Source organism: Methylophilus sp. E2MeOHC9, assembly GCF_058744375.1.
On sequence record NZ_CP196024.1, the window covers coordinates 376,704 to 401,745 of the forward strand.

Sequence of the window (25,042 nt, forward strand, 5' to 3'; positions counted from 1 at the left end):
GGCTACAGCCAGATACTGCTTAGCGTTTTGCAACTTCAAGCTCATCCACAATGCCCTCGTTAACGACAAACTCAGACACAGGATGCCCGCCCTGATACAACAATGCCACATTGGCTTCTGTAGCTGGCACGGTAATGCGCGAATTGTTGATCATAAAAATGGTGAAGTACTTATTGGCGTTTTTATCGAAGTGTTCCCATACAGAAAATACATCTTCAAGATACAAACCAGCAATCTCCAGCCCATCGAGCTGGAGATCAGTTTTATTAAGATTGTTCATTACATTCGATTCAGAGAGTTAGTTTTGCTGCGGTGAAGCTTGTTGGATAACAAAGGAAGTACTTAGTTGCGGGAAATATCTTTAGTTCTGGTATGTGATACCGCTTTTAATATGCCGATACCTGTGAGAATCACTGATGCAATAATGATATATAGATGCGGCACACCCGCTTCAACCAACGCCCATGCAATCCCGCTAATCAGAATAGCGAACCCGATAAGATACAGAACGAACGATGACATACAGCCTCCTCATTAAATTAGATTTTTAGTAACTAAATGATAGTTTTTGAGGAAGATAGTGGTATCAGACAGTTGCTGAAAACAGTGTAGGAAAAGAGGAAGTGATTTATTTTATTGCTTTATCACCAAGCAAAACTGTATTTGACTTTCTAAGATATAAGACTGGCTAAATATTCAACAGCATGTGTATTCATCCTTATGCCGTGATAAAAACATGAGCGCCAAGAATTAGGTGACTTTCCATTAGCAGTTTCAATATTCTCTAATCTCTCCAATTCATGCCGAATATCGTCAGGATTGGAATTGTTATCAAAGTAAGTTTTCGGCTCTTTAGTTAAAGTTACCCATAAAGAATTGCAATACTCTACAAATCCAGTTGGGGTAATGATATTCTCAATGTGCCAATTAACTAAAGCTAGGTTTTGCCCACTAAGATTGAAGGCAATTGGTTTGATTAAAGGGGCTCGCCAATCAGGTTGAATCTCAATAGATAGAATTCTATTCGCCGCAATCGGATCGTAATAAGGATGTAGGGGGCGATCATCAAAGTTTAGACCTTTGTAAGTAGCATTCTTATGATTATTACAGCGATAGCAGCATGGAATAAGATTTTTGGACAAAAATGAAAACTCGGGATAATCATCCTTAGGTAGATAGTGATCTAAAGTACCTAAAACATCACTACCGCAAACTGGACAAGCCCCATTAATATTCTTCCTTAATGCAGGAATAAAACTTAATACTTTTGGAGGTGACTTGTATAAATGTTTGAGACTTACTACCTTTTTCTCAGAAAATACAGCATCCTCTACCTCCACATTCCATGGATTACCATTTTGAGCCAGATACAAATTAAATCTAGCTTTAAGTTTTGTCTTTTTAGATACGATATTTCTGGCGTGTTTTCCAGTTGACTTCAATAAGGCATCCAAAATCATTTGATCATTTATATTTGGCGCATCCAGTTTTCGCATTATCGCTTCTCGACTCTTTGTCTAAGCAACATTAATGCCTCAGTACTTAGTACATTAGAATATTTCTCAATGACTTGATCAAACGTCATATTGGAAATATTCTCCTTCTGTAGTAATTCTTCATAAAGGTGAGTCGGTAAATCATCTCCGAAAACGTCTTTTGAAATTAACCCAACATTTGCACCTAAAGTATTTAGCCTTGGATGCATTACGCTAACATCGTTATCAGACTGACAGATTACATGCACTTGCTGCGACTCGACTTCCCTAACAATAAAAGGAGAATGTGTTGCAACAATTGCGATCGACTTTGTCCCTTCCAAAATCCTGTTTAATAAGCGCATAAATTGCGAAATCAGGTTTGGATGCAGAAAATTCTCAGGCTCATCAATTAGGAAAACTGATGCTGGACCGGCATTTGATAATGCATTTAAAGAAAAATGCAAAAAAGAAAGTTGGCCAAGACTGAGCTTTCGTTGTTCGTGGTCATGATTTAAAAATATTACATTTCTATGCCACTCTATTTTAGATAGAGCCTCCAATCTACTTTGCTCGCCTCGCTTGATAATATCCTTTACTTTTTTGTATTTTCTTTCACGTTTATCTCTAAAGTCTTCATCGATAAAGTCATCATTAACTGGAATATAAACTTCAATATCTGGCAGAGCTTCTTTTAGAGTCAACAATAGTAATTTGATATAACTACCATCTGAATCACTTGCTCTTGCAATATCAGTGATTAATTGTGCAATTCCATCCCGCCTTGCCACTTGATAGCTTTTTGGTTCGAAACCGAAAATCCTTACTGCCGCCGATCTTAATTCAGCCTTATTGTTATCAAATAACTTCAGAGAACTTGAATGAATAAATGCGATTACCTGATTAACTTCGGGTCTATTAGAAAATTGAACGCCCTTATATGTAGTGTCGGCTAGCCCATGCGCTATTTGCGCTAATGAAGCAGTCTTGCCAACTCCATTCTTACCAATAATTACCGCAATTCTCCCTCTTAGTCGGGAATCAGGATTGAATCCAAAATCAAACTCTAACCTAGGTTTATTTTTCTTGATTCTTATGGAGAATTGCCTAGAGGAATCTTGCTCATCATTAGCATTACCGGATGCAACTGCTGCACCTCTTCTAAATGCAAAATAAGATTCACTTGCACGGCATATCGCAAAATGAAACACCCGCTCTTTAAAAAAGTCTGGCCAACCGGGAACAACTTTCTTATTGAAATTTAAAAGCGAGATATCGTTTAAACACTTCAGAACAGATAATGTATTCGGCTCACCCAAAATGTTCCTCAATATCTGGTATTGCTTATCGTCATATAATAAAAACGCAAATGGATCCTCTAAATTTAGCAAAGACATCAACCCGTCATTAGCGAAGTCTCTAAATTTCTTCTCTAAAAAATATGAAGTATCTTTTTGATCTTTAAATGCTAGATAAGCTGGAAGCCAGATTAGCTCATCTACAACGTTACCAACCCCAATTTCGACTCTGACTCTATACCCGAAGTCATTCCACTCATCAAAACTAGGCCTTATATAAATTTGACCTGGTTTAGATTCAACCCTTTTATTGAAGGTGACAAAAATCAATATGTCATCAGAAGTATTCTTTTTATTCTTTATCATCTACTTTCACTCAATTCCTGTCTGGAATATGGCGTTAATTATTCATTATCTAGTTTATTAAGACCATACCTTAAAGAATATCAATCACTACTGCATATCAAGTGAGACTCTTTGAGAAGTAGTTTATTATGCCTTCTTCACAAACTCCGACTTCAACTTCATCGCTCCAAAGCCATCAATTTTGCAATCGATATCGTGATCCCCATCGACCAAGCGGATGTTTTTTACTTTAGTGCCAACCTTCACCACTGATGAAGAGCCTTTGACTTTAAGGTCTTTGATCACCGTAATCGTATCGCCATCTTGCAGCACATTGCCGTTGGCATCACGTACAACTTTCACGTCTTCCGAATCAGCCGCAGCCGTCTTGCTCCACTCATTCGCGCACTCCGGGCAGACGTAATTGTCGCCATCTTCATAGGTGTATTCGGATTGGCATTGCGGGCAGGCTGGGTAAGACATAGAGACTTTCATGGGGCAAACAATAAAGCGGCATATTTTACAGGGTTATTATTGAATGACTTTGTTGTTTATCAATCCAGCGTAAATCTTATGAATCACTTGTAGGCGTCACCCCGACTTTTTTATTGAGTTGCTTAGGCTACACTTCAGCCATTCTAAATCTCGGTTTATTGCAACCAATGATTTTTGCAAACATGCGTTTGATGTCCAATTTAAGTTCTACTCGGAACATCGCCACACTCATCACATTGCTGATTGGACTGCTCGTTCAAAGCTGTGCGGTGATCCCTGATCACGAGCGCACACTTGAGAAGGTCGATCCACAATCCCAGCAAGTTGAGATCGTTGGGGCAAAAGATACCTTATCCCAAGCCAAGGTGGATAAGGCACTGCAAAAGCTCTCGCCTGACGAGCAGATTCGGGCGTCACTTGAAAATCACCTTAAAATTGAACAAAGCATCTCTGATAGCCACTTGTTTGCCGATAACGCATTCACCTTGCTGGTGGATGGCGAAACGACCTTTGGCAAAATAAAAGAGTTGATCGGCCGCGCCGAGAAAAATATTCACCTGGAATATTTCACTTTTGAAGATGTGGATTTGGGTGGCGTGACGCTCAAGCCATTATTACTTGAAAAGCTTGCCAAAGGGGTTGAGGTGCATGTGATTTATGATGCTTATGGCTCCCAGCAAACGCCGCCCGAGTTCTTTGAATCACTGAAGAAGGCTGGGGCCAAAATCACGGTGTTTCACCCGCTGGAAGGGGCATCACTCAAGCAAATCAATCAACGCGATCATCGCAAGATCCTGATTGTGGATGGCAAGGTGGCGATTATCGGCGGCGTGAATCTGAGCAAAACTTACCAGAGCAAAGGCTCATTCAAAACTTATAAAAAGGAAACGCCCAACCCTTTAACCGATGCGGCCTGGCGCGATATGGATGTGATGATTCAAGGCCCGATTCTGGGCGACATTCAGCGCGTTTTTCTGGAAAACTGGGATCAAACGCAACCATTAGATCAGACACACTTCTTCCCCAAATTGAACAAACAGGGCAACCAGTTTGCCCGTGTGATCGCCACACCAGCTATCAAACGTAAAGATACAGACTCGCCCTATTATCTCTCCATGCTTTCAGCCATTGAAAGTGCAGAAAACCGTATCCTGATCAACGCCGCCTATTTCGTACCGACCAAGGCGCAATTAGAGGCGTTAGTGCAAGCGGCTAACCGTGGAGTGCGTGTGGAGTTAATGGTGCCCAGTTTTACTGATTCCACATTATCGCTACTGGTACAGCGCTCCAGATACAGCCTGCTGCTTAAAAACCACATTGCAATTTACGAAATGCAAGGGCAGGTGTTGCATGCCAAGACCATCACTATTGATGGCGTATGGTCTGCTATCGGCAGTTCAAATTTTGATTACCGCAGTGCCGGGATCAATGCAGAGGTAGACGTAGTGATTTTGGGCAAAGAAATCGCCAAGGGGCTTGAAGACCGTTTTAAAGAAGATATGAAAGATGCCAAAAAGATCGAGCAAGATGCATGGCAAAAACGTGGCCTGCTGGACAGGATCAAACAACAATCAGCACGGTTGTTTGAGGGCTTCTTGTAGCCATCCATACGGCGTGCCCATAAAATATCGCCTCATGAACAGGCGATTTCCATGCCACAACAGCGCCAAACCTTCAGAATCGTTTCGGCCTGGGTAATGTGGCTTTCGCCTCTGCCAAGCGCATTTGTCGCGCGGCTTCTTCATCGCGTACGGCGTCGATCACGCGCACCACGCTTTTCAAATCCACCGGCGTGTTGTCTTGCTTGAAATGGCCAGTCAGCACTGTTTCTGGCGTGAGTACGCCATGTGCGTAGAGCGCCCAGATCTCTTTGCCATATTGCGTGTTGAGTAGCTCAGGCGCGAACTGGCCAAAGAAATCGGCCAGGTTTCTGACATCGCGCTCCAGCATGCTCATGGCGTGGTTATTGCCTGCGGCATCGACAGCCTGGGGCAGGTCTATGATCACTGGACCATGCTCACTGAGCAGGATATTGAATTCGGAAAGATCGCCATGCACGATGCCAGCGCACAGCATGCGCACGACTTCCTTAAGTAGCGCCTGGTGATGCTGGCGTGCCTCATCAGCCGTGAAGACGACATCGTTGAGCCTGGGCGCGGCGTTACCTTCGGCGTCGGCGACCAGATCCATAATCAATACGCCCTCGTAAAACTGATAAGGGGTAGGCACGGTGACGCCCGCCGCTGCAAGTCTATACAGGGCATCGACCTCTGCACTTTGCCAGGCTTCTTCTTGCGCCTGTTTGCCGTATTTTGAACCCTTGGCCATGGCCCGCGCCTGGCGGCTGCTTTTGACTTTGCGGCCTTCGGTGTAATCGACACTCTGGCGGAAGCTGCGGTTATTCGCTTCTTTATACACTTTGGCGCAGCGGGTTTCTCCGCCGCAGCGCACAACATATACCGTGGCTTCTTTGCCGCTCATTAACTGGCGGATCACATCGTCAATAATGCCATCTTCTATGAGGGGTTCTAATCTTTGCGGGGTTTTCATAAGGCTGAATAATAAGAGGTGTGCTCAGGGTAACATTAAACCTGTGGCATCGGTAATTAGGCGTTGTATTACGCATTCCTACACATAGTTATAAAAAAACCGCTTCACTAGGAAGCGGTTTTTTAAACTGCGAATCTGTTTAATTACAGAACAGATTTAACAGTAGCAACTACGTTCTCAACTGTGAAACCGAAGTGTTTCATCAGTGCGCCGCCTGGAGCAGATTCGCCGAAGGTATCGATACCAACAACTGCACCTTCCAGACCAACATACTTACGCCAGAAATCTGGGTGAGCAGCTTCAACCGCTACGCGAACAACGCCTGGAGTCAGCACGCTGTCTTTGTAAGCCTGGTCTTGGCGGTCAAATACGTTAGTAGATGGCATTGAAACCACACGCACTTTAGTACCGGCAGCATTCAGTTCAGCGGCGGCTTTAACAGCCAGGTCCAGCTCGGAACCGTTAGCGATCAGGATCACTTGTGCACCAGCAACATCAGAGAACACGTAGCCACCCTTACGGATCGCTTCGAGTTGTGATGCTTCGTGCTTGATACCTGCCAGGTTTTGACGGCTCAGTACCAGGCTGGTTGGGCCTTCTGTACGCTCAACGGCAGCTACCCATGCTACGGTAGTTTCTGTCGCTGAACCTGGACGCCATACATCCATACGAGGGATGTAACGCAGGCCAGAAGTGTTTTCAACTGGTTGGTGAGTCGGGCCATCTTCGCCTTGACCGATAGAGTCATGGGTCAGCACGTAGATCACACGTTGATGCATCAACGCAGACATACGCATGCCGTTTTTCATGTAGTCAGAGAACATGTGGAAGGTACCGCCGAATGGCAACAAGCCACCGTGCAATGCCACACCGTTCATGATCGCAGCCATACCGAATTCACGTACACCGTAAGAGATGTAGTTACCTGGTTTTTTCGCATCAACGTGCACGAAGCTGCCAGTTGAAGTCAGGTTAGAACCTGTCAAGTCAGCTGAACCGCCCAGGAATTCTGGCAACAATGGAGCCAAGGCACCAATCGCGTTTTGTGACGCTTTACGGGAAGCATTGCCTTCCGCTTTTTCGTTCACTGCAGCGATGATCTTGTCTGTTTCTGCTTTCCAGTTAGCTGGCAATTCATTAGCCGTACGGCGTTTGAACTCTGCAGCTTCTGCCGGGAATGCTTTTTCGTAAGCTGCGAATTTTTCATTCCAGCTAGATTCTCTGGCAGCACCTTTTACTTTTTGGTCCCAGCCTTCGTATACGTCAGCAGGAATCACGAATGGCTCATGCGCCCAGCCGATTTCAGCACGTGTCGCAGCAACTTCAGCGTCGCCCAATGCAGAACCGTGGCAGTCATGTGAACCAGACTTGTTTGGTGAACCTTTACCAATGATTGTTTTACAGCAGATCAATGATGGTTTGTCAGTCACTGATTTAGCTTCGTCAATCGCTTTTTGGATTGCTGCTTGATCATGACCATCTACAGAAACAACATGCCAGCCGTATGCTTTAAAGCGGCCTGCGGTGTCGTCTGTGTACCAGCCTTCGATGTGGCCATCGATAGAGATACCGTTGTCATCCCAGAAAGCCATCAGTTTGCCCAGGCCCCAGGTACCAGCCAGTGCACAAGCTTCGTGAGAAACGCCTTCCATCATACAACCGTCACCCAGGAACACGTATGTGTAGTGGTCAACGATGTCGTGGCCTGGCTTGTTGAATTGGTCAGCCAGCAGTTTCTCTGCCATTGCAAAACCAACACCGTTAGCAATACCCTGGCCCAAAGGACCTGTAGTTGTTTCAATGCCTGGTGCGTAGCCGAATTCTGGGTGACCAGCACAGCGTGAATGCAATTGACGGAAAGTCTTGATATCTTCGATACCCAAATCGTAACCGGTCAGGTGCAGCAAAGAATAAATCAGCATTGAGCCATGGCCGTTAGACAGTACGAAACGGTCACGGTTAGCCCATTGTGGATTTGTTGGATTGTGGCTCAAATTGTGGTTCCAAACCACTTCAGCAATCTCTGCCATGCCCATAGGTGCGCCTGGGTGACCGGAGTTTGCTTTTTGTACAGCATCCATGCTCAAAGCACGGATAGCGTTGCACAAGTCGACACGTGTTGCCATTGTTTTCTCCCAAATGAAAATAAGAGCGGTCTTACACAAAAAGCTGCAAAACCTTGATTGAATTCTTTAAAAAGGGCGAGAAACCGGCCCTTTTACGGAAAGGGTAGATTATTCCTTAGAACCCGTTTTTCATCAAGGGTTAAAGCCATTTAATTGTTGCGGGCAACGGTAGCACTGAAATCTAAAACCTGTTAAATCAACAGGCTTGGATAGCGTAGCCTGACGTTTTCCCCTACCATGTAAAAAAACATTGATCACAAAGGAGTATGTAAATGTCTGACGATAGAATCATTATGCGTGTCGGTGAAGCCCTGGTCGCTGGCGGCCCACCGGGAACGGCAGCAGAACCAGAAGTAGCGATCGGTGAAATGAATGGCCCTATGGGCACGGCTTTTGCCAACCTGCTGGGCGACCAGGTCAAAGGTCACACCCGCGTGCTGGCGATCATGAATACCGACATCATGGTGCGCCCGGCGACACTGATGGTCAGCAAGGTGACGGTGAAAGACCCGCGCTATACCAATATCCTGATGGGTACTGTGCAAGGCGCGATCGCCAACGGCGTGCTGGATGCCGTGCGTAGCGGCGATATCCCCAAGGAAAAAGCCAATGACCTGGGCATTATCGTGTCAGTCTGGTTAAGCCCGGCGATTCTGGAACAGGATAAGATCGACCATAAAGCCTTGTTCGATATTCACCGCGAAGCGACTTTCAAGGCAATTCAAAAAGCCCTGCGGAATGAGCCTAGCATAGACTGGTTACTGGAGAACCAGGAGAAGATCGTGCATAAGTATTACCAGATGGGTTTAGATAACAAAATCTAAAAGGAAATGGCGGCGTTGAGTGGGTTTTTAGTGCAGGCAGCACCTGAAGGTGCGTCTGCACTAACCAAAGCCACTATGCCTGAGCCCCAATTTTTGTTGTAGAAAAAAAGGGGCTTACGCCCCATAAGACTTGTAGATCAGCAAGTTAACGATTTACAAGGAGGTGATCCATTGAACGACTTCCTTAAACTCTTCGTCGCTTAATTTTCCGGCATTGGGTGGCATCGGCAGTACACCCCAGGTGCCTCGCCCACCAACTTTTATTTTTTCAATCAACGTCGCCTGCACGTCCTGGTCTTTATATTTGGCTGAAATATCTTTGAATGCTGGACCGACTTTCCGGCTATCCACATTGTGGCAGGCCAGACAGCCCCCTTTATCAGCGATGGCTGCACCATCAGCCAATGCTATCTGCGCTGAAAAACCAAGTATTGCTGCTAAAAGACAATGAATCGTCGGTTTAGAGATGCGACCAAACGAATGTAATGATAGGGTGACCATAATAATGAATCCAGTGAATGTGGTAGCCGAATTTTAAATTTGGACGTCAATCGCTGATGGCAATAATCGGCAGTACGTCGCTCAGTGCATAGCAAAAAACGGCAAGACTATGACTGTTTGCTATTCCTGGCTAACCACGGGGATACCCTTAAAAGTGCTGGCTTTTTTAAAGCTGATATTCATCGCTAGCGCACCAGTAGCACATTGGTCCAGACAGGCCCCGCAACGCGTGCAATCACCAGATGTCACATAGTCAGTTTTGTTTGACACAACCGGGGCAAGCACATGGGGTTCTGGGCAGACCTTGATACAAGCTGAACAGCCGTTACATGCCCCGGACTCTGTCGCTTTCACCCTGAGTTTGCCATAGCGGCCAAGCGCTGAATAAAACGCGCCTACCGGACATACATGGCTACACCACCCCCTGCGCGTGACGAAAATATCGAACAGGAAAATACTGGCCAATACCATCATCCCGGCCCTGGAAGTCCACATCAACTCCCGTTGCAGCATGGTGATGGGGTTCACCGCTTCCCACGCCAAAGTACCCCCTATCAATGACAGCACCAGCGACAATACCAATATCGACACCCTGATGTCTTTGGAGAGGGTGAAATTACTTTTGATGTTTAATTGCTGGCGTATCCAATAAGATAGATCCGTCAGCAAATTAATCGGGCAGACCCAACTGCAATAAATTCGGCCACCAAACAACGCATACAAGCTACCCACAATGAGCATGCCTATCAATGCGCTTTTACCCAACGGCGCCCCTGCCAGCATGGATTGCAACCAGATATAGGGGTCGGTTAATCCGATACCGAACCAGACACTAGAGGATAAATTACCTTCAGCAAAATGCCCGCCCTCAGGCAGTTCCACTGCAAATGCCAGCATGATGAATATTTGCAACACTCGTCGGCTGAAAAGCCATCGATTGCGATACAGCATGCCACGAAAACGGCGCATGGCTGACCTCTGCTTACCAGCGTCCAACAGACTGCGCACCCGACACACCCAAACCAAGCTCACGTGGCAAGACACGAATTGCCGCTTCAGATAATACACAGTGTTTTTCACAAGTGCCGCAACCGGTACATTTGGTGCTATCCACGGTAGGGATCTGCAATAAACCGCGCTCATTTTTAATCGGCTTCAACGAGATGGCTTCACCAATAATTGGGCACACGCGCACACAGATACTGCAGGTCAGGCCTTTGTAATTGAGGCAGGTCTCATGCCCTACCAGGACTGCCACGCCCATATCGGCTTTTTTGATATCGGTCAGCAACGGGCTGAGCGCGCCGGTCGGGCATGCGCGTGCGCAAGGGATATCGGCACACATGCGGCAAGGGTCATCCCGACCAACAAAATAAGGTGTGCCAGTGGGCGCCGGATCGCTCCATGTGGCCAGGTGCAGAATGTCATAAGGACATGCTTCAACGCATAACCCACACCGGATACAGGCAGCATTGAATTCCAGTTCAGGTAAAGCGCCAGGCGGCCTTAACACATTGGCCGCACGTGCCGGGCGTGATTCCAGAATGGCCTTGCCAAATACCGTAATCACGGTGGCGGCGCCCAACTTGCGAAATACTTTACGAAAGACTTTGCGTCTTTCAGGTTCGGCTATTTCTGCTGCTACAGATATTTTGTCTGCCATTGAATATCTCCTGGCTGGTAAGTGCCGATGAAGTCGGTATAGACGATGAAACAGAAGATGAAACGTTTGTTACGTTGACAAACAATTGTGCGCGAATGATGGGATGGATCCAGCATTGCAGCAAAAACTCGCCTTTGGCATCTTTGGGAATCACCCAGCTACGTTTGGCACCAGGCAGCTGCACGCCCAGATTGACGACAGTGCCATCCGGGTAGGTCACATAAATACTATGTGCGATATCCGAGCCATTGATAATCAGGATTGTTTCACCCGCTTGCGGCACAAATTCAACCGCTGCGAACTCGTGATGCGACAACGTCATCGTGTGTGTCGTCACAGCGCTAGAATGGCCTGCGGTTGCACAACCGGTCAGATACAATGCCAGCAACATCAGCAATGTATACATCACCACCCAGGATGATAATTTGCGTGACAGACCCACTAATATTTGCGCTTTCATAAACAACTCATCATTCACTTTTTATTGCGGCATCGCCGGTGCCTGAATATTCAGCGGCCCGCCATCCAGGCTTTTAATAAATGCAATCAAATCGCTTTCTTCCAGTTCTGAAAGCTCAAAGCGACGCATCTCTTTGGACAGGCTCTGACGTTGTATCGCCTCTCGCTTGTAATGCTTGATGACTGTTTTCAGGTCATGCATGGAACCGTCATGCATATATGGCCCGTCAATCGGCAAATCTCGCAACGACGGCGTTTTGAATGCATGCTGCATCAGGGTGATTTTCGCGGGCACTTTGGCGCCACGGCCCAGGTCTTTACTGGCTAGCCCGATGTCATGAAAACTATCATCGGTAAAACGCCATGAGGTATGGCAAGCCGCACATTTGGCTTTATCATTAAACACGGCAAACCCGCGCTTGGCTGCAGTACTGATCGCCTGTTCATCGCCGTTGACCCAATGATCAAACGGCGCTGGATTCGAGACTAGCGTACGCTGAAAGCTTGCCAGTGCTTGCGTGATACGTTGCTGATCAATGGTTTCATCGCCAAACGCTTTCTCAAATAAGGGGCGGTAACCTTGAATCTGGTTTAAACGACTCACCAGGCTGGCGAGATCGAAATTCATCTCATGTGCAGTGGTGATTGGCAAGACTGCCTGCGCTTCCAGCGAGCTGGCTCTGCCATCCCACATCAACGCGCTCAACCAGGCACTATTCAACACGGTAGGTGTGCGGCGGGCATTGTTCACGCCGTCGGCTAACAAGGGTAAGGGGCGTGCATCACTCCAGCGCTTATCGGGTGCATGGCAAGTCGCACAAGCCATCTCCCCGGACCTGGAAAGCCGTATATCGAAAAACAGGGTTTTACCTAGCGTTGCTTTTTCTAATGTCAGGGGATTGGACATGGGCGCCGGGATACTGTCTGGCCGCTTGAATTTTTCCCTGGCAGGAAGTTCAGCAGAACAGACAGTACCCATCGCCATCAGCGTGCTTGCGATTAGAACAAGGCGTCTAAACAACATACTGATGTTCTTCTACAACAAGACTTTTGCTTAGCAGCCATTAGCTTGCTTTGCCAACGATCGGTGAAATGGTGCAGTGATAGGTCATTGCGTCATTGTCAGCACCGAAGCACCAAACGATGTCGTTGTTGAACTCCGGACGATAAACCGGCAACTCACCTTGTGTGTTCACGCAGTTACAACGACCACACGTTTGTTTACCACAACAATCGCGGTAAGCGATCAGGTAAGTCTGCTGATCACCAGGGTTAAAGCAACTGGCTACCCAGGAACTTGGAGACAAGCTGCTGCCTGGCGGGCAAGAAGTTAAGGTGCCGCCGCAGCAGTCACACAAGTTGCCGTCGATCGTACAATGGCGCCAGTAGTCACATGCCCGTGGATCTTTATCCTGCGGTTTAAAACCAGCCCTGGTCAGGTTACCAGTGGTTGCCGCCTGTACTTCACCACCCAAACGGGAACGGCGATCTACCGGCAATAACGGCAGTAACGTTGAACCTGCGATAAAGGCGCCAAGGCGGCCAATAAAACTACGTCTTCCAGTTTTGCTGGCTGTACCACGCGCCAGCTTCTCAATTTTTGAGTCAAACCCAGTGTTGTTTTTCATTTCGTTTACTCTCTCCGTATTGATCGCGAATGTGTGATTAATGCACTTTGTTCGCGGTTACTTTTTTGAATTTGGTCGCAGTGGAATCATCTTTCAGATAATTCTGCAACGTTGAGTGGCCATGACGAATGGTTTCAAACAGGCTCTCTACATGCTCCCTGGTGTTGCACAGGCCTTTTGCCAGAATCTTGCCATCCTGATCCAGCAGTACGCCGTAAGGCACTTTGGAAACCTGGTAACGCATCCCGATTTCAGCGGAAACGACATACAGCTCGCCATCCAATGGATGGTCTTGCAGGAACTGGCGATGCTCAGCTTGCGTACCATCACTGATCAAGACAACATCAGTCTCTTCAATACCGGCGACTGAGCGGATGATAGGCAGTAGTTTTTGGCAGATTGGGCATGACGGGCCGGTAAACATCAGCAAGCTTGGACGGCCTGGCGTGATAGAACGGCCAACCATGACAGACTCGCCATCAAAGGTATTTGCATTAAAGACGGGTGAACGTTCCCCGACATCCGGTCCGTTATCAATCATCATCGCGCCTAGTGGTGCAGATCTTTCATGCAGTAAACCGATTTGACGGATAACCCCCAGCATTAAGGCGGCTAGTGCCAAAAAAGAACCCCATAACAGTACATTTGAAGCAATCAGAATTCCGTTACTCATTTGTATTTCCTTTATAAATATCTAAATTGTTTTTTGTAGTTGGGAAACCAACAATCATGTCAGCGCCCAGATAGAGCAAAGACAGCATGACTGCCGATACCAACCCGATCAGGCCAGTTTCAAGCGTGATGCCACTGGCCTGTAATGGAACAGCGACGGCATACAGGCTGACGCCTGACAGCGCGAGTGCGCGCAAGACATGGAACATGCCAATACGGCTCATGCTGGTCGGACGCCTGACGCACCCGCAATCAATATGCGTACGTCCCCTGCCGACATTGATGGCAATCGCAATCGCAAACAGCATGAACAAGCCAGCAGCCACGCTGGCCGCGATCGGGCGCAGTGTGGGCACCAGCAAGGCAATTGCGCAGCCCAGTTCCAGCCATGGCAATAACTTTGCAAACGGGGCGACCAGAAAGCCAGGCAACAGCTTGTAGTTCGCCACCACGCCGAGGAACTCATCCTGGCTGCGCAGTTTGGGAATTGCTGCCGATGCGAGGATCAGCGCCAGGAACAATGACGCAAATATCGCAACCGTAGGATCATTCAGCATAGCGTCCATAGCGATCTCACTTATCCGCAATAAAAATCATGGAAGGTGCACGACCCAGCTCATCCAGGCTAGACAATGCCTTACCGTTGACTGCATCAAAGGTAAACAGTGTTTTCGCCTCTTCAGACACGGCGTATAAGTACGGCTTGTCATCCTGGCTGACGGCGATAGAGTTGATTTCATGCTTCAACTCTATACGGCGCAAACGTTTACCTGAAGTCGCATCGACCACGAACACAAAACGGCTAGGCAGTTTGTGCGTCCATTTTTCGCGTTGGTCCGCCAACAAATACAGCTCGTTACGTGCTTTGTGGAAAGCAATGGTTTGCCAGCCACCCGGACGCCATTTATCGGCCTTTTCCTTATCCGTAAACACTTCTATGGTTTTCAGGAATTCTGCGCCGGACTCAGACAACTTGGCCTGGAAGATCTTGCCTTCATAAGTAGGCCATGCCAGGTGATTGTTTGAGTTTGAGTAGTACGGGTTATTCAGCAGGTACTCTTTCTCGGTATGGAATACCTTGGTCGGCTTCTGCTTGGTCGTGCCCTTGTTGTCATAGGTGAATTGCATCAAGGAACCATCTCTACAGTGCATAAAGAAGCTCTGATTTGCCGTCGGGAAAATATGGTAACAATCAGGCACATTCATGATTTTCACGAAAGCCTTTTGCTGCAGATCGACCAGACCTACCCCTGGAGAGGGTGAGAACTGCTGGAACAACAAGTGTTTATTATCGACACTTAAACCAGCTGTACGCTCGAACACGCCAGTCAGGAAACGACCTTCAGGAATATCAATATCGGCGATGGGTTGATGCGTCTGGGTGTCTATCAATTCCAGATAGTCATCACGCTTACCACGTGCCACGCGGGAGTACATGGTGTTGGCAATGGCCAAAAACTTGCCATCTGAAGCCACCATGACGTTAGGCAATTTACCGGCATCGGTCATGCCCAGCAACTTGCTGGATTTGCCATCTACCGTGTAAACGGTAGAAGTCATATGGAAATTGCCTGGATCCAGCACATAGACGCGTTTGGCATCGCTAGGGGGCGCAATCGCGATTGAGGTCTCGTCCTGTAACTTGGCGGTAATTTCTGAACCAAGCTGGTTAGGCGTTGCATCAGCCCTGGCCAGGCCGCTGGATAACATGAGTGCTGCTAGTACAAGTCCTCCTGCGAAGCCTGCTGCCTGCTTCGATTGACGAATCATCGATGGATGATCGAGTGTTGTCATAAATCCTCCTGATATTTTTAAAATGGATGACATCTTCTGATTTCCAGCCAGGCTTACAGCGCCAGCAGCATGAGTGCTGCTGAACCAATCGCCAACAACAGGAAACCATCGATTTCTACTGCGCTTTCCTGCCAACGGGCCAACCAGGCTTGAACTGACTGATCCTTAACAGGTAAGAAGTTAACTGCCACTGGCAAACAGCGGCCGATATTGAATATGGCAATGGCGATCACGGCTGCTTTCACGCCACCGCTGAACAGTGCAACGCCGGTAACGATATAAAGCATGGGCGTTTGCACATAAGTCAGGTAATTCATACCCAGCGAAAAGCCATATAACAAACCAATGACAGAGGACCTGAAACGGAAACGCGCATCGTGTGGCACTTGTGCGCGACGTTGCGGGTAAGGCATTCTCAGGAAACCAAACTGGTGTGCCCCGTAAGCGATTGCCAATAACGCCAGGCCTGAAATGGAATATTGCGTTGGGACTTCAGAGAACAGCAGCCAGCCGGTAAAGCCCAGCATGCTGCCCAGCACCACGGCCCCAATGGCATAGCCTACTGCATGGGTGAAAAAGGTCGGCGCCCAACGCAAGACAGCGCCCAATGAATAGCGGCCGGCAGGTCTTAACAGGCTCAGGCTGGAATAACCGCAAGGAGACCATGTTGATAACAGGCCACCTACAAATGCCAGCAATACAAACATTGAAGTGAATGCTGACTGCATGGACATCGTGTCATGCATGAGTTTGCCTGCAAATAAACCCGTCACAATCGCAATCACCATCATGACCAATCTAGTGCCTGTGGATTGCGATTTTGAAAAGTGATATGCATCCGGGACACAGGTCTCAGCTGCATAAGTTTGTGATGGCCGGCTACGACCAACGCTTGCCCCCATATTCATACTCATATTTCCTCCTTAGGCTTTTTGGCCTGGCGATGTTTTTAAATGAAGCATGAATATAGCGGCCTTGCTGAGCGCGCTTTAGCAATAATCGGCATATCCCTTTTTACAGCGATGCCACAGGGCCAAGTCATGCCAGTTTTTACTATCTGAAAAAAAAGCCCCCTTCGAAGTGAAGGATTTTCTGGAGATGAAAGGGGCTTATAAAGTGACTTTTGGTTGAGATGAAATGTCGCGGAATGCAATCCATCCCAACCGGTTAGTGATCGATTGTTAAGTGAACACAGATGGCTTACATATTCAGGCGGATATAGCCAAAGAATTTATTCTCGGCAGTTTTATAGCCATCACTCGCCACATACCAGTCATGATCGGCATCCAGTGCGACATAACTGATTCCGGCGTTCCACCCTTTGACACTGGCAAAGGTGAAGTCTTTGTTAAGGCCGATGGAATAGTCGGTGTAATCAGCGATGTGGTAATTTTTGACTGATTGATGGCCAACGTGAATGACACAGTTGATAGTGGTATTCGGCAGTTGCGCCGTGTAACTGCCTTCCCAATAGTGGCTACCTTTAGAGTCGCCATCCCCCATCTCATGGCTACCTATCATCCCGTGCCCCATGGAGACGGTGTTAACCCCGAACCAGTCCGTCAACGAATGGGAATATTTAACATTGAACTGGCGATAATCGATGGCGAGATTTAATTCCGACACATGAGGATGCTGTCCCACATAATGGTTATTTTGTGGGTAGTAGTAGGTAATAAACCCTGCCGTCACAGTCAGGTCGTTGGCAAATGTTTTCTTGAATCCTGCATACAAATCTGTTTCATAGGTATTGCCATAGATGGCGTCTTTATCCACATTGGTATAGCCTAAACCAATGAAAAACCCATGATCATTTGAGTAATCAATGGCAGCCTGAAACGCGCCCCTACCCCTGCCGTATGAAATCCCCCTGAACAAGTAATCGGTATAAATACCGACATTGCCATTGATATGATGTGTGGATGGGCTCACTTCATGCGAGCCTATGCCCTTTGCATCACTTGCCTCCTCCGCTTGTATCAGCGAGGTGGTTGCGAATAAAAATACCGACGCCAGCAGGCGCCCTCCTTTGTGTGTCATACAAACCCTCTCAAATCGTTATAAATTTTTAAGTCATCTATAACCAGGCCAGCTTGAAAGGTGCGGAATATATAAGCGTGGATGACGCTCAATCACAGCGAGTGAATCGCATTGAAACTTTAAAATCCTGAATGCTTGCGACAGCAACTCACCGCCACTGAAAATCCATCCGTTTCCCATACCCCTCACCCAGATTCTTGCGTCTGGTCGATAAATAAGCATTGAAGCAATGCGACAATAACTTTGTTAACTGAGGGGGTTTAGCAAGATTTGGCAAACCCGTATTTCTGATTGAAAAATATAGATTGGTTATGCCATTTATTGCTATTCATAGAGTTATTTCAGGTCTAAAGTAGGATTTGGATCATCATATTCAGAACAAAAGCATAAAACTGAATAAAAACGGGCACTTAAAAGTCCGAAAAAACAATAAAAACATCAAATTAGTCCTTTAAAGCTGTCATAAATGGACTTTTGAGAGGTATTACCACAACAAGTTGATGGTGAATATCAGGAGCGATAACATGGGGTTTAGAGAAGTATTATTGGGGATTGACTCGTCGGTCAGTCCTGGCTTTCACTTGGTCAGACGAGATACCACAGACGTACTTGAGCAGGCCGAGGCGGTGCCTTTTTGGTCCCAGGACTATACACAGCTAGCTAAAGGTTCCTTTACGGGATCGGTCAACAGCATTAGTTACAATGGGATTCAAATATTCACCGAAACGATGAATCGAGCGGTTGATCAAATCGCCAGTGCGCCACAGGACTGTTATGTGATCGGCTTGCCAACCATTATTGAAGGTGAGGCGAGCTGGGGTTTACTACCCGTCAGGGCGCACTCCCTGATCACGCTTGATAAAAATGCTGAGCTTTATTTCAAGACATCGATGATCTCTGAGATCACGGTGGCGGTCATCCCTGCAAAACGCCTGGAAGAGTATGCAGAAAAGATGGACTGGATAGATTTCAGGATGGTCATGAATACGATCAAACCGGTTGAATCGCTTAACCCTCATGTGGCCAAGCTACTGCTGACCACCCTGATGTATGGCATGGAATTCGATACCAGTAATGAGCAGGATATCAACCTCAAGGAAAAGTGGGAAAGCTTCGAAGAAGATCTGATGTCGGCGTGCTTACACGCGTTATTTCATGCCAGTGCAAATACGCACCCGCATTTTGATCATCGCATCCCGCGCTATATCGTCAACCGCGTGAGAAACTCTACACTGACCAATGCCGCTTTTCCGCTTTCGATTGAAGAGCTCTGCAAGGTCTTAAAAGTGAGTCGCAGAACCCTGAACCATGCCTTTATCAGGGTGCTGGGCATCACGCCTGTCACCTATATGCGCAATGTGCGTTTACAACGGATCAGGCTGGAATTGATGAGCGCATCTAAGGACTTTTCCAGCATTGCCCATGTTGCTTCCAAATGGGGCTTCTGGCATATGAGCCTCTTTTCACGCTATTACCGTGAGTTATTTGGTGAGTGTCCGATTGATACGTTACAACGCGCAAAAAGCCTGAAATGACTTACAACGCCAATCTAACAAGATTGGCGTGACACACGAATATTGATCTATGGGTTTGGTCATACCGGTGCCACTTCCCGATCACGCTGATGAATTAACAAACTGGCAACCAGTACTCCGAGTTCGTAAAGCACCCATAATGGGATGGCCAGCATGAATTGTGAAATGATATCCGGCGGTGTGAAGATGGCGCCGATGACAAACGCGCCAACAATCACGTAACTCCTGATTTCCTTTAAGGTTTTGACTTCGACAACACCCATATATGCGATCGCTACAACAATGATAGGTGTTTGAAACGAAATGCCAAATGCCAGCGTGATCGACACCAAGAAATCCAGGTAATTACCTATCTCAGTCATCACTGCTACCCCTGCGGGTGCGCTGCCAATAATAAACTTGAAGATGACCGGGATGACGATATAAAAGGCAAAGCTGGCACCCAGAATGAATAGAACGATGCTAGACAAAACGCCTATCAGACTGATAAGCCTTTCCTTTGGGTAAAGACCTGGCTGCACAAATTTCCAAAGTTGGTACAGGGTGTTTGGCAGGCTGAGTGCGATCGCTACATACAAGGCGATTTTCAGGGGGATCAAAAAAGGGGAAGTCACCGAAGTGGCGATCATCTGCCCGCCAGCAGGTAGCTGGCTAAGCAATGGCCTCACGAAAAATTGATGCAGTTCGTTCGCGTAAGGGAGTGTCACACCTAGTGCGAGTAATAAACCGATCACTATGCGTATGCATCTGGTTCTTAACTCATAAAAATGGCTGAGCGTATCGCTTTGTGTTTGTTGTGCCATCACTGATCACTCACTTTACCGTTTCTGGCGTTTGAGAGCGTGTTTGCGCCTCTTCCAGTTGCAGTTCAGAAATAACCTCAGCCTCGCCTTCTAGCGTGATCATTTGTGACTGAAATGCAAGCAGTTTCTGCTGCGCCTCGGCGGTGGCTTTTTTCATCTGGTCAAGCGCCACTTCACGCTCCATGTCTTGTTTAATGCCGGATACATAGCGTTGCACCCGGCCATAAAGCAAGCCATAGGTTCTTGCCAGCTTAGGCAATTTTTCCGGACCAATGACGATCAATGCGACCACCACGATCACGATGATCTCAGAGAAGCCGACCTCAAACATTCCTCGATTGGTCCTCAATGGATGCAGGCTGCTCATTCATTGCTTGTTTGAAGTTTTTGACAGCGCCACCCACATCTCCGCCTATATTACGCAAGCGCTTGGTGCCGAAGATCATCGTGACGACAGCCAAGACTATTAACCAATGCCAGATACTGAAACTTCCCATTTGCGGATCTCCATGTTTTTACTGCAGTCATCATCCTCTTAATGGATGCATTCAGTTAGTAAAAAATGGCACAACTTTCAAACATCAGATAGCGCCAGTTTGCAGGGCATGCATACAGCCTTTCCAACAGGCCAGGCATCAAAGGTGTTGGGTGCACTGCTGCACCCAACACGCTTCGTTAAACGCTCCCGTTACTTTGCTGAGCAACGCCCTTTCTATTGTTTTGCCTGCTTGCAACCTGGCAAAACTCAAGTTCTGTTAATAGACAAACCACCATCCACCAGCGAAGCGGTACCCGTCACAAATGAAGCATCATCTGAAGCGAGGTACAATACAGATTGTGCGATTTCTTCTGGTTTACCGACACGTTTCAACGCGTGCATGCCAGTCAAAAATGCTTGTGCTTCTGCCGTATTATTTTTTTCACGGTACATATCGGTATCCACTGCACCTGGTAACACCGCATTCACCCGCACGCCTTTAGGGCCATACTCTGTTGCCAATGCCTGGGTCAAACCGATCAAGCCTGCCTTACTCGCAGCATAGGCGGCAAACTCAGGAAAAGCTGCGCTATAGCCGACAAAAGTAGAGGTGAAAATAATGGAGCCGCCACCTTGTTTCGCCATTTCCGGAATCTGGTATTTAGCGCCCAGGAACGCACTGGTTAAGTTGATGGCCAGGGTATCGTTCCAGCCTTGCTGCGACACTTCATGCGTTGGGCCGGTTTCTCCCAATGTGCCTGCATTATTAAAGGCGATATCCAGCTTGCCAAAACTGTTGACGGCCAATGCAACCAGCGACTGGTTAAATGCTTCAGACTGCACGTCACCGGCAAACGCAATCGCTTCGCCACCGTCAGCAATAATTTCAGCCACCAGGGTTGCCAATTCTGATTCACGGCGCGCAGCGACCACCACTTTAGCACCATGCTGGGCGAATAATTTGGCAGTGGTGCGGCCTATCCCTGAACTGGCGCCAGTCACAATGGCGACTTTACCGGCCAGGCGTTGATAAGCTTTATTTGTAGCATTTGTCATGATGAACTCCTTAATTAAATGAAAGATGTATTGCAACGACGAATGCAGTATGCGCTTTCTATTCAATTACAATTAGTCACCAATAAATACAAATACTTTATACTAAAGGTATAAGATAAAACGGATTTTCATATGGAAACGCTCAGCAGCATTGAATCTTTTGTCCGCAGTGCCGAGCTAGGCAGCTTCTCCGCCGCTGCGCGCAGGCTAAGCCTGACACCAGGTGGAGTAAGCAAAAACGTGGCGAAACTGGAAGCGGATTTGGGGGTGAGGTTGTTTCATCGCAGCACGCGCAGCCTGACGCTGACCGAAGCTGGAGAGCAGTTTTCAGCGCAGGTGACAGGCGGGCTGGATGCCATACAATCAGCCATCGCCAACACCAGCACGGTCGCCGGCCAACCAGCCGGTACGCTGAAGGTCGGCATGGCGATGGCGTTTGGACGCGATCATATCTTACCTTTACTCGGGCAGTTTCTGGACGCTTACCCAGCGATCAAACCGGATTGGCGCTTTGATAACCGCCAGGTCGATTTGATTGGTGAAGGGTTTGATGCAGCGATTGGTGGCGGCATCGATATTGCGCCTGGTGTTGTGGTGCGAGAGCTGGCTAAAATCCATTTGGTGCTAGTGGCTTCACCTGGCTACCTTGCCAATCAATTCGCACCTGAAACACCGGCTGATTTGGCGCGACTCGATGCGCTTATACGCTATTCTCAAACCACAAACCGTGCCACGCCCTGGCATCTCAAAACAGTCGCGGGTGAGCAAGTGACGCTAGAACTGCCGCCGCGCGTGACCTTGAATGATCCTGAAATGTTGTGCAACGCCGCCATCGCTGGCCTGGGTATCGCGCATGTACCGATGCCACATGCATTACGCCATCTGGAAAGCGGCGCGTTGGTCAGGGTGTTACCCGACTGGTACACAGAAACCGGCGTGATTTCTTTGTACTTTGCTGCGAAAAAACTGATGCCCGCCAAAACCAGGGTATTTGTAGATTTTATTGTGGAGCAATTCCGCGCGCAGCAATTATCGGAAAAGTGGTCAGCGATCTAATCACAACCCTGGATAATGCTTGCGGAAAAGAAAAAATGATTAACGGGGCCAAACGCCCCGTTTTTGAATTATGCTTTTAATGCATCGATAACCATCTCAATGGCGCGACAATTCCCTTTTGCATCATCAAAGGTCAGTAACGGCGCTTTGCCATTGAGGATACAGTCGCCGAAATGCTCAATCTCGAGGTTAAAGTGATTCGCTTTAGGCAACACGATGGTTTCTGACTTGCCACCCGCCTCCCAGCTGATCACCGGGTCATCCACAGGATAAGTCCACATGTTGTGGCACCTGATCCAGCCTTTGTCGCCGATGATTTCATATTCGGCTTTGCGGCTACGCTCGAAGCTGACATCAAAATGGCCATAACGCGCACGGCCTTGCGCATCTGCGCCAAAATCCAACACACCGCTGGCGACCACATCGGCGCCATGCTCATTGAGTTTGCCGTAAGCCACGACATTTTTCGGTTCGGCAGGCGCATCGCCGCCGCCGAAACACCAGCGCAAGGCATGGATCGCATAGGGTCCAATATCCCACATGGCGCCGCCGCCATTGGCCATGCTACGGTTGATACGGTACATACGCGCAGGCGGCATCAGGAAAGAAAAACTGGCGCGGCAGGACAACACATCACCGATCAAACCGCTATCGACCAGCGCTTTGATTTTAGCGTGCTGCGGATGAAAGCGGTACATAAAGCCTTCCATCACGATCACGCCTTTGGCTTTGGCAGCGGCTTCAATCTTGCTGATATCTGCCAAGTTGGTCGTCATCGGTTTTTCTATCAGGATATGCTTGCCGGCATTGATGGCTTTCAAGGCCCACTCCGCATGTTCCTCATTCGCCATCGGGCAATACACTGCCTGCACGTTGCTGTCGTTGATCAGGCTATCCATATCGTCATAGCAAGTGACGCCAGTGGCAGCGGGCGCATATTTATCGAGGACGGCTTGGGCCGCGCCTTGACGACGGCTGGCAATCGCCACCAGTTGCGAGTTGTTTGCCTCGACGATGGCAGGCAGTAAGCGTTCATTGACGCGCGCGGCACCTAAAATGCCCCAGTTAACTCGTTGAGAATTCATCAAGTGCTCCTAAAAACCGTTTATTAAAACAAAGCAAAGAGCCGGGGTTTCCGGCCCTTTTTTCAACCTTTACAAATACAAAGCAATAATTTCTTTAGTCCATTTTGCCTCTTTATCAGTACGACTCTGTAATTGCGTCAATTGTTCTTGTAAATAAGCACGTGTTTCTGGCGTATCGATATCTCCCAATGCTTTCAGCGCCATCGCACGGTCTTGCCACAACCCGGCTTTAGTTGAGAAAAGTTTTTTCAGGAAATCGATTTGGTCAGATGCTTTTAAAATGCCAAGTGATGAAATCGCAGACAAACGCACATATTCATTTGAGCTAGAGGTGTACTTTACCAGCTCTGGAATGGCGAGTGGGTTATTACCAAACCCTAACTGATACACATCCAGATAGGCGCTGCCTTCTTCCTTGCCGACATTCTGGTTGATTTTTTGCACAAGGTTACGCACTTGCTCATCACTGATGGCTGTATTGAATAACTGCTGATTCAATTTGGCAGCGAGCTCTTTAGTCAGCAACGCCAACGGGGCATTGTAGGTCGGGTCAATCACCTCATCAAAGCTCCAAACCGGCACTTTGCCTCGCTTGATATAAGCAGTGATGCGGCGGTTGCCTTGTGGCGTCTCTAGCTCAGCACGCAAAGAGGTAAAGGTGACGAAAGGTGAAAAGCCATTCGATCTATGGTTCTCAATATGCAAGCGCTTGATCAGCACATTCGGGCCTGCAGCTGACTGGGTAGCAAGCGCAACCGGCAAGCCTCTGGCAACCATTTCTTTCACAGTGTGTTCGGCGATCCATGGCACGGCATCAAACGGTTTATTGTCGTAAACCAGTTGCATGGGAATAGTGCCGCCAAGTAGCTTGGTTTTATCCTCTGCAGGTTGTTCATCTTTAAAGAAAAGCGCCACCGGCTTTGCCGCACTTACCTGGTGCAGGGTATTCGATGCTGCGGGGTCCGTGATGGGTACTTTCATATTGAGCGCGCAGCCAGACAACAAAAGCAGTGACAGGCTGACCATTAGCTTAGAGCTGGATTTAAAAGCAGAGACAAACATATGCATCGTACAGTCCTTTTTTAGTATTTTTATCGAATGATTTATGCGCCTTGCAAACTAGCGCGGTCACATTATATTGACTGCAAAGTGTACGCAC

The 25,042-nt window shown here is 47.7% G+C and carries 28 protein-coding genes; 4 read left to right on the forward strand and 24 right to left on the reverse strand.

Annotation, left to right across the window (positions count from 1 at the left end):
- Positions 1 to 19: 19 nt before the first annotated feature.
- The 5 genes from ACSSVF_RS01805 to ACSSVF_RS01825 form a co-directional block, all read right to left on the reverse strand.
- The gene (locus ACSSVF_RS01805) at positions 20 to 280 is read right to left on the reverse strand and encodes a hypothetical protein (RefSeq protein WP_492405014.1); all 261 of its coding nucleotides are present in this window, start codon (positions 278 to 280) and stop codon (positions 20 to 22) included.
- Between the two features lie 62 nt (positions 281 to 342).
- Positions 343 to 522, reverse strand: a complete 180-nt coding sequence (locus ACSSVF_RS01810; protein ID WP_492405016.1) for a hypothetical protein — start codon at positions 520 to 522, stop codon at positions 343 to 345.
- Between the two features lie 149 nt (positions 523 to 671).
- A complete protein-coding gene (locus ACSSVF_RS01815; protein WP_492405018.1) occupies positions 672 to 1,496 on the reverse strand; it encodes an HNH endonuclease in 825 nt (274 codons plus the stop codon).
- Entirely contained in the window at positions 1,496 to 3,139 is a 1,644-nt protein-coding gene (locus ACSSVF_RS01820) for an AAA family ATPase (RefSeq protein WP_492405019.1), read from the reverse strand. Before ACSSVF_RS01820 ends, ACSSVF_RS01815 begins: the two co-directional genes overlap by 1 nt.
- Positions 3,140 to 3,265: 126 nt before the next feature.
- Positions 3,266 to 3,601 (reverse strand): zinc ribbon domain-containing protein YjdM, encoded by a 336-nt coding sequence (locus tag ACSSVF_RS01825; RefSeq protein WP_492405020.1) that lies wholly within the window; start codon positions 3,599 to 3,601, stop codon positions 3,266 to 3,268.
- Positions 3,602 to 3,804: 203 nt separating this feature from the next.
- Between ACSSVF_RS01825 and ACSSVF_RS01830 the strand changes: the two genes are divergently transcribed.
- A complete protein-coding gene (locus ACSSVF_RS01830; protein WP_492405021.1) occupies positions 3,805 to 5,214 on the forward strand; it encodes a phospholipase D-like domain-containing protein in 1,410 nt (469 codons plus the stop codon).
- A gap of 73 nt (positions 5,215 to 5,287) precedes the next feature.
- Here ACSSVF_RS01830 and ACSSVF_RS01835 read toward each other — a convergent pair whose 3' ends face one another.
- Together ACSSVF_RS01835 and tkt are read right to left on the reverse strand one after the other, a co-directional pair.
- On the reverse strand, positions 5,288 to 6,163 hold the full coding sequence (locus ACSSVF_RS01835) for a PA4780 family RIO1-like protein kinase (protein WP_492405023.1): 876 nt from the start codon (positions 6,161 to 6,163) through the stop codon (positions 5,288 to 5,290).
- A gap of 143 nt (positions 6,164 to 6,306) precedes the next feature.
- On the reverse strand, positions 6,307 to 8,289 hold the full coding sequence (tkt, locus tag ACSSVF_RS01840) for a transketolase (RefSeq protein WP_492405025.1): 1,983 nt from the start codon (positions 8,287 to 8,289) through the stop codon (positions 6,307 to 6,309).
- A gap of 272 nt (positions 8,290 to 8,561) precedes the next feature.
- Between tkt and fae the strand changes: the two genes are divergently transcribed.
- Positions 8,562 to 9,113 carry a formaldehyde-activating enzyme gene (gene fae, locus ACSSVF_RS01845; protein WP_055828134.1) on the forward strand — a complete coding sequence of 184 codons (552 nt, stop codon included), beginning with the start codon at positions 8,562 to 8,564 and terminating at the stop codon, positions 9,111 to 9,113.
- 153 nt (positions 9,114 to 9,266) lie between these two features.
- Here the strand turns inward: fae and ACSSVF_RS01850 are convergent, their stop codons facing one another.
- The 11 genes from ACSSVF_RS01850 to ACSSVF_RS01900 all read right to left on the reverse strand — a co-directional run bounded on the left by ACSSVF_RS01850 (position 9,267) and on the right by ACSSVF_RS01900 (position 17,870).
- On the reverse strand, positions 9,267 to 9,614 hold the full coding sequence (locus tag ACSSVF_RS01850) for a c-type cytochrome (RefSeq protein WP_492405027.1): 348 nt from the start codon (positions 9,612 to 9,614) through the stop codon (positions 9,267 to 9,269).
- 120 nt (positions 9,615 to 9,734) lie between these two features.
- Positions 9,735 to 10,583, reverse strand: coding sequence for a quinol dehydrogenase ferredoxin subunit NapH (gene napH, locus ACSSVF_RS01855; protein WP_492405029.1), 849 nt, complete (start codon positions 10,581 to 10,583; stop codon positions 9,735 to 9,737).
- Between the two features lie 13 nt (positions 10,584 to 10,596).
- Positions 10,597 to 11,277: a ferredoxin-type protein NapG gene (gene napG, locus ACSSVF_RS01860; protein ID WP_492405031.1), complete on the reverse strand. Its 681-nt coding sequence runs from the start codon at positions 11,275 to 11,277 to the stop codon at positions 10,597 to 10,599.
- Positions 11,234 to 11,737, reverse strand: coding sequence for a cupredoxin domain-containing protein (locus ACSSVF_RS01865; RefSeq protein ID WP_492405032.1), 504 nt, complete (start codon positions 11,735 to 11,737; stop codon positions 11,234 to 11,236). The genes napG and ACSSVF_RS01865 overlap by 44 nt, the downstream gene beginning before the upstream one ends.
- Before the next feature lie 21 nt (positions 11,738 to 11,758).
- Positions 11,759 to 12,760 (reverse strand): tryptophan tryptophylquinone biosynthesis enzyme MauG, encoded by a 1,002-nt coding sequence (gene mauG / locus ACSSVF_RS01870; protein ID WP_492405034.1) that lies wholly within the window; start codon positions 12,758 to 12,760, stop codon positions 11,759 to 11,761.
- Between the two features lie 40 nt (positions 12,761 to 12,800).
- The gene (mauA, locus tag ACSSVF_RS01875; protein ID WP_442585502.1) at positions 12,801 to 13,364 is read right to left on the reverse strand and encodes a methylamine dehydrogenase (amicyanin) small subunit; all 564 of its coding nucleotides are present in this window, start codon (positions 13,362 to 13,364) and stop codon (positions 12,801 to 12,803) included.
- A gap of 37 nt (positions 13,365 to 13,401) precedes the next feature.
- On the reverse strand, positions 13,402 to 14,037 hold the full coding sequence (gene mauD / locus ACSSVF_RS01880) for a methylamine dehydrogenase accessory protein MauD (RefSeq protein WP_442585501.1): 636 nt from the start codon (positions 14,035 to 14,037) through the stop codon (positions 13,402 to 13,404).
- The gene (locus tag ACSSVF_RS01885; RefSeq protein WP_492405036.1) at positions 14,030 to 14,602 is read right to left on the reverse strand and encodes a MauE/DoxX family redox-associated membrane protein; all 573 of its coding nucleotides are present in this window, start codon (positions 14,600 to 14,602) and stop codon (positions 14,030 to 14,032) included. The genes mauD and ACSSVF_RS01885 overlap by 8 nt, the downstream gene beginning before the upstream one ends.
- A 7-nt stretch (positions 14,603 to 14,609) precedes the next feature.
- Positions 14,610 to 15,830 (reverse strand): methylamine dehydrogenase (amicyanin) large subunit, encoded by a 1,221-nt coding sequence (gene mauB, locus ACSSVF_RS01890; protein ID WP_492405038.1) that lies wholly within the window; start codon positions 15,828 to 15,830, stop codon positions 14,610 to 14,612.
- A gap of 53 nt (positions 15,831 to 15,883) precedes the next feature.
- Positions 15,884 to 16,744 (reverse strand): methylamine utilization protein MauF, encoded by an 861-nt coding sequence (locus ACSSVF_RS01895; RefSeq protein WP_492405040.1) that lies wholly within the window; start codon positions 16,742 to 16,744, stop codon positions 15,884 to 15,886.
- Positions 16,745 to 17,030: 286 nt separating this feature from the next.
- Positions 17,031 to 17,870, reverse strand: coding sequence for a TorF family putative porin (locus ACSSVF_RS01900; RefSeq protein WP_492405042.1), 840 nt, complete (start codon positions 17,868 to 17,870; stop codon positions 17,031 to 17,033).
- Positions 17,871 to 18,598: 728 nt separating this feature from the next.
- On the opposite strand from ACSSVF_RS01900, the gene ACSSVF_RS01905 reads away from it, so the two are divergent.
- Positions 18,599 to 19,405, forward strand: a complete 807-nt coding sequence (locus tag ACSSVF_RS01905) for a helix-turn-helix domain-containing protein (protein ID WP_492405044.1) — start codon at positions 18,599 to 18,601, stop codon at positions 19,403 to 19,405.
- Positions 19,406 to 19,464: 59 nt separating this feature from the next.
- Here ACSSVF_RS01905 and tatC read toward each other — a convergent pair whose 3' ends face one another.
- The 4 genes from tatC to ACSSVF_RS01925 form a co-directional block, all read right to left on the reverse strand.
- The gene (tatC, locus tag ACSSVF_RS01910) at positions 19,465 to 20,208 is read right to left on the reverse strand and encodes a twin-arginine translocase subunit TatC (protein ID WP_492405046.1); all 744 of its coding nucleotides are present in this window, start codon (positions 20,206 to 20,208) and stop codon (positions 19,465 to 19,467) included.
- A gap of 10 nt (positions 20,209 to 20,218) precedes the next feature.
- Entirely contained in the window at positions 20,219 to 20,575 is a 357-nt protein-coding gene (tatB, locus tag ACSSVF_RS01915) for a Sec-independent protein translocase protein TatB (protein ID WP_492405048.1), read from the reverse strand.
- Positions 20,532 to 20,705 (reverse strand): Sec-independent protein translocase subunit TatA, encoded by a 174-nt coding sequence (tatA, locus tag ACSSVF_RS01920; protein WP_442585493.1) that lies wholly within the window; start codon positions 20,703 to 20,705, stop codon positions 20,532 to 20,534. Before tatA ends, tatB begins: the two co-directional genes overlap by 44 nt.
- A 248-nt stretch (positions 20,706 to 20,953) precedes the next feature.
- A complete protein-coding gene (locus tag ACSSVF_RS01925) occupies positions 20,954 to 21,742 on the reverse strand; it encodes an SDR family oxidoreductase (RefSeq protein WP_492405049.1) in 789 nt (262 codons plus the stop codon).
- Between the two features lie 132 nt (positions 21,743 to 21,874).
- Between ACSSVF_RS01925 and ACSSVF_RS01930 the strand changes: the two genes are divergently transcribed.
- Positions 21,875 to 22,798: a LysR family transcriptional regulator gene (locus ACSSVF_RS01930; RefSeq protein WP_492405051.1), complete on the forward strand. Its 924-nt coding sequence runs from the start codon at positions 21,875 to 21,877 to the stop codon at positions 22,796 to 22,798.
- Between the two features lie 68 nt (positions 22,799 to 22,866).
- Here the strand turns inward: ACSSVF_RS01930 and ACSSVF_RS01935 are convergent, their stop codons facing one another.
- Positions 22,867 to 23,883, reverse strand: a complete 1,017-nt coding sequence (locus tag ACSSVF_RS01935) for a Gfo/Idh/MocA family protein (RefSeq protein ID WP_492405053.1) — start codon at positions 23,881 to 23,883, stop codon at positions 22,867 to 22,869.
- A 69-nt stretch (positions 23,884 to 23,952) separates the two neighbouring features.
- Positions 23,953 to 24,951: a HEAT repeat domain-containing protein gene (locus ACSSVF_RS01940; protein WP_492405055.1), complete on the reverse strand. Its 999-nt coding sequence runs from the start codon at positions 24,949 to 24,951 to the stop codon at positions 23,953 to 23,955.
- Positions 24,952 to 25,042 lie beyond the last annotated feature (91 nt).

Excerpts from the sequence above, each read along its gene's own strand:
- ACSSVF_RS01805 (WP_492405014.1), bottom strand. The coding sequence starts at position 280 with ATGAACAATCTTAATAAAACTGATCTCCAGCTCGATGGGCTGGAGATT.
- ACSSVF_RS01810 (WP_492405016.1), bottom strand. The coding sequence starts at position 522 with ATGTCATCGTTCGTTCTGTATCTTATCGGGTTCGCTATTCTGATTAGC.
- ACSSVF_RS01815 (WP_492405018.1), bottom strand. The coding sequence starts at position 1,496 with ATGCGAAAACTGGATGCGCCAAATATAAATGATCAAATGATTTTGGAT.
- ACSSVF_RS01820 (WP_492405019.1), bottom strand. The coding sequence starts at position 3,139 with ATGATAAAGAATAAAAAGAATACTTCTGATGACATATTGATTTTTGTC.
- ACSSVF_RS01825 (WP_492405020.1), bottom strand. The coding sequence starts at position 3,601 with ATGTCTTACCCAGCCTGCCCGCAATGCCAATCCGAATACACCTATGAA.
- ACSSVF_RS01830 (WP_492405021.1), top strand. The coding sequence starts at position 3,805 with ATGTCCAATTTAAGTTCTACTCGGAACATCGCCACACTCATCACATTG.
- ACSSVF_RS01835 (WP_492405023.1), bottom strand. The coding sequence starts at position 6,163 with ATGAAAACCCCGCAAAGATTAGAACCCCTCATAGAAGATGGCATTATT.
- tkt (WP_492405025.1), bottom strand. The coding sequence starts at position 8,289 with ATGGCAACACGTGTCGACTTGTGCAACGCTATCCGTGCTTTGAGCATG.
- fae (WP_055828134.1), top strand. The coding sequence starts at position 8,562 with ATGTCTGACGATAGAATCATTATGCGTGTCGGTGAAGCCCTGGTCGCT.
- ACSSVF_RS01850 (WP_492405027.1), bottom strand. The coding sequence starts at position 9,614 with ATGGTCACCCTATCATTACATTCGTTTGGTCGCATCTCTAAACCGACG.
- napH (WP_492405029.1), bottom strand. The coding sequence starts at position 10,583 with ATGCGCCGTTTTCGTGGCATGCTGTATCGCAATCGATGGCTTTTCAGC.
- napG (WP_492405031.1), bottom strand. The coding sequence starts at position 11,277 with ATGGCAGACAAAATATCTGTAGCAGCAGAAATAGCCGAACCTGAAAGA.
- ACSSVF_RS01865 (WP_492405032.1), bottom strand. The coding sequence starts at position 11,737 with ATGAAAGCGCAAATATTAGTGGGTCTGTCACGCAAATTATCATCCTGG.
- mauG (WP_492405034.1), bottom strand. The coding sequence starts at position 12,760 with ATGTTGTTTAGACGCCTTGTTCTAATCGCAAGCACGCTGATGGCGATG.
- mauA (WP_442585502.1), bottom strand. The coding sequence starts at position 13,364 with ATGAAAAACAACACTGGGTTTGACTCAAAAATTGAGAAGCTGGCGCGT.
- mauD (WP_442585501.1), bottom strand. The coding sequence starts at position 14,037 with ATGAGTAACGGAATTCTGATTGCTTCAAATGTACTGTTATGGGGTTCT.
- ACSSVF_RS01885 (WP_492405036.1), bottom strand. The coding sequence starts at position 14,602 with ATGGACGCTATGCTGAATGATCCTACGGTTGCGATATTTGCGTCATTG.
- mauB (WP_492405038.1), bottom strand. The coding sequence starts at position 15,830 with ATGACAACACTCGATCATCCATCGATGATTCGTCAATCGAAGCAGGCA.
- ACSSVF_RS01895 (WP_492405040.1), bottom strand. The coding sequence starts at position 16,744 with ATGAGTATGAATATGGGGGCAAGCGTTGGTCGTAGCCGGCCATCACAA.
- ACSSVF_RS01900 (WP_492405042.1), bottom strand. The coding sequence starts at position 17,870 with ATGACACACAAAGGAGGGCGCCTGCTGGCGTCGGTATTTTTATTCGCA.
- ACSSVF_RS01905 (WP_492405044.1), top strand. The coding sequence starts at position 18,599 with ATGAATCGAGCGGTTGATCAAATCGCCAGTGCGCCACAGGACTGTTAT.
- tatC (WP_492405046.1), bottom strand. The coding sequence starts at position 20,208 with ATGGCACAACAAACACAAAGCGATACGCTCAGCCATTTTTATGAGTTA.
- tatB (WP_492405048.1), bottom strand. The coding sequence starts at position 20,575 with ATGAGCAGCCTGCATCCATTGAGGACCAATCGAGGAATGTTTGAGGTC.
- tatA (WP_442585493.1), bottom strand. The coding sequence starts at position 20,705 with ATGGGAAGTTTCAGTATCTGGCATTGGTTAATAGTCTTGGCTGTCGTC.
- ACSSVF_RS01925 (WP_492405049.1), bottom strand. The coding sequence starts at position 21,742 with ATGACAAATGCTACAAATAAAGCTTATCAACGCCTGGCCGGTAAAGTC.
- ACSSVF_RS01930 (WP_492405051.1), top strand. The coding sequence starts at position 21,875 with ATGGAAACGCTCAGCAGCATTGAATCTTTTGTCCGCAGTGCCGAGCTA.
- ACSSVF_RS01935 (WP_492405053.1), bottom strand. The coding sequence starts at position 23,883 with ATGAATTCTCAACGAGTTAACTGGGGCATTTTAGGTGCCGCGCGCGTC.
- ACSSVF_RS01940 (WP_492405055.1), bottom strand. The coding sequence starts at position 24,951 with ATGCATATGTTTGTCTCTGCTTTTAAATCCAGCTCTAAGCTAATGGTC.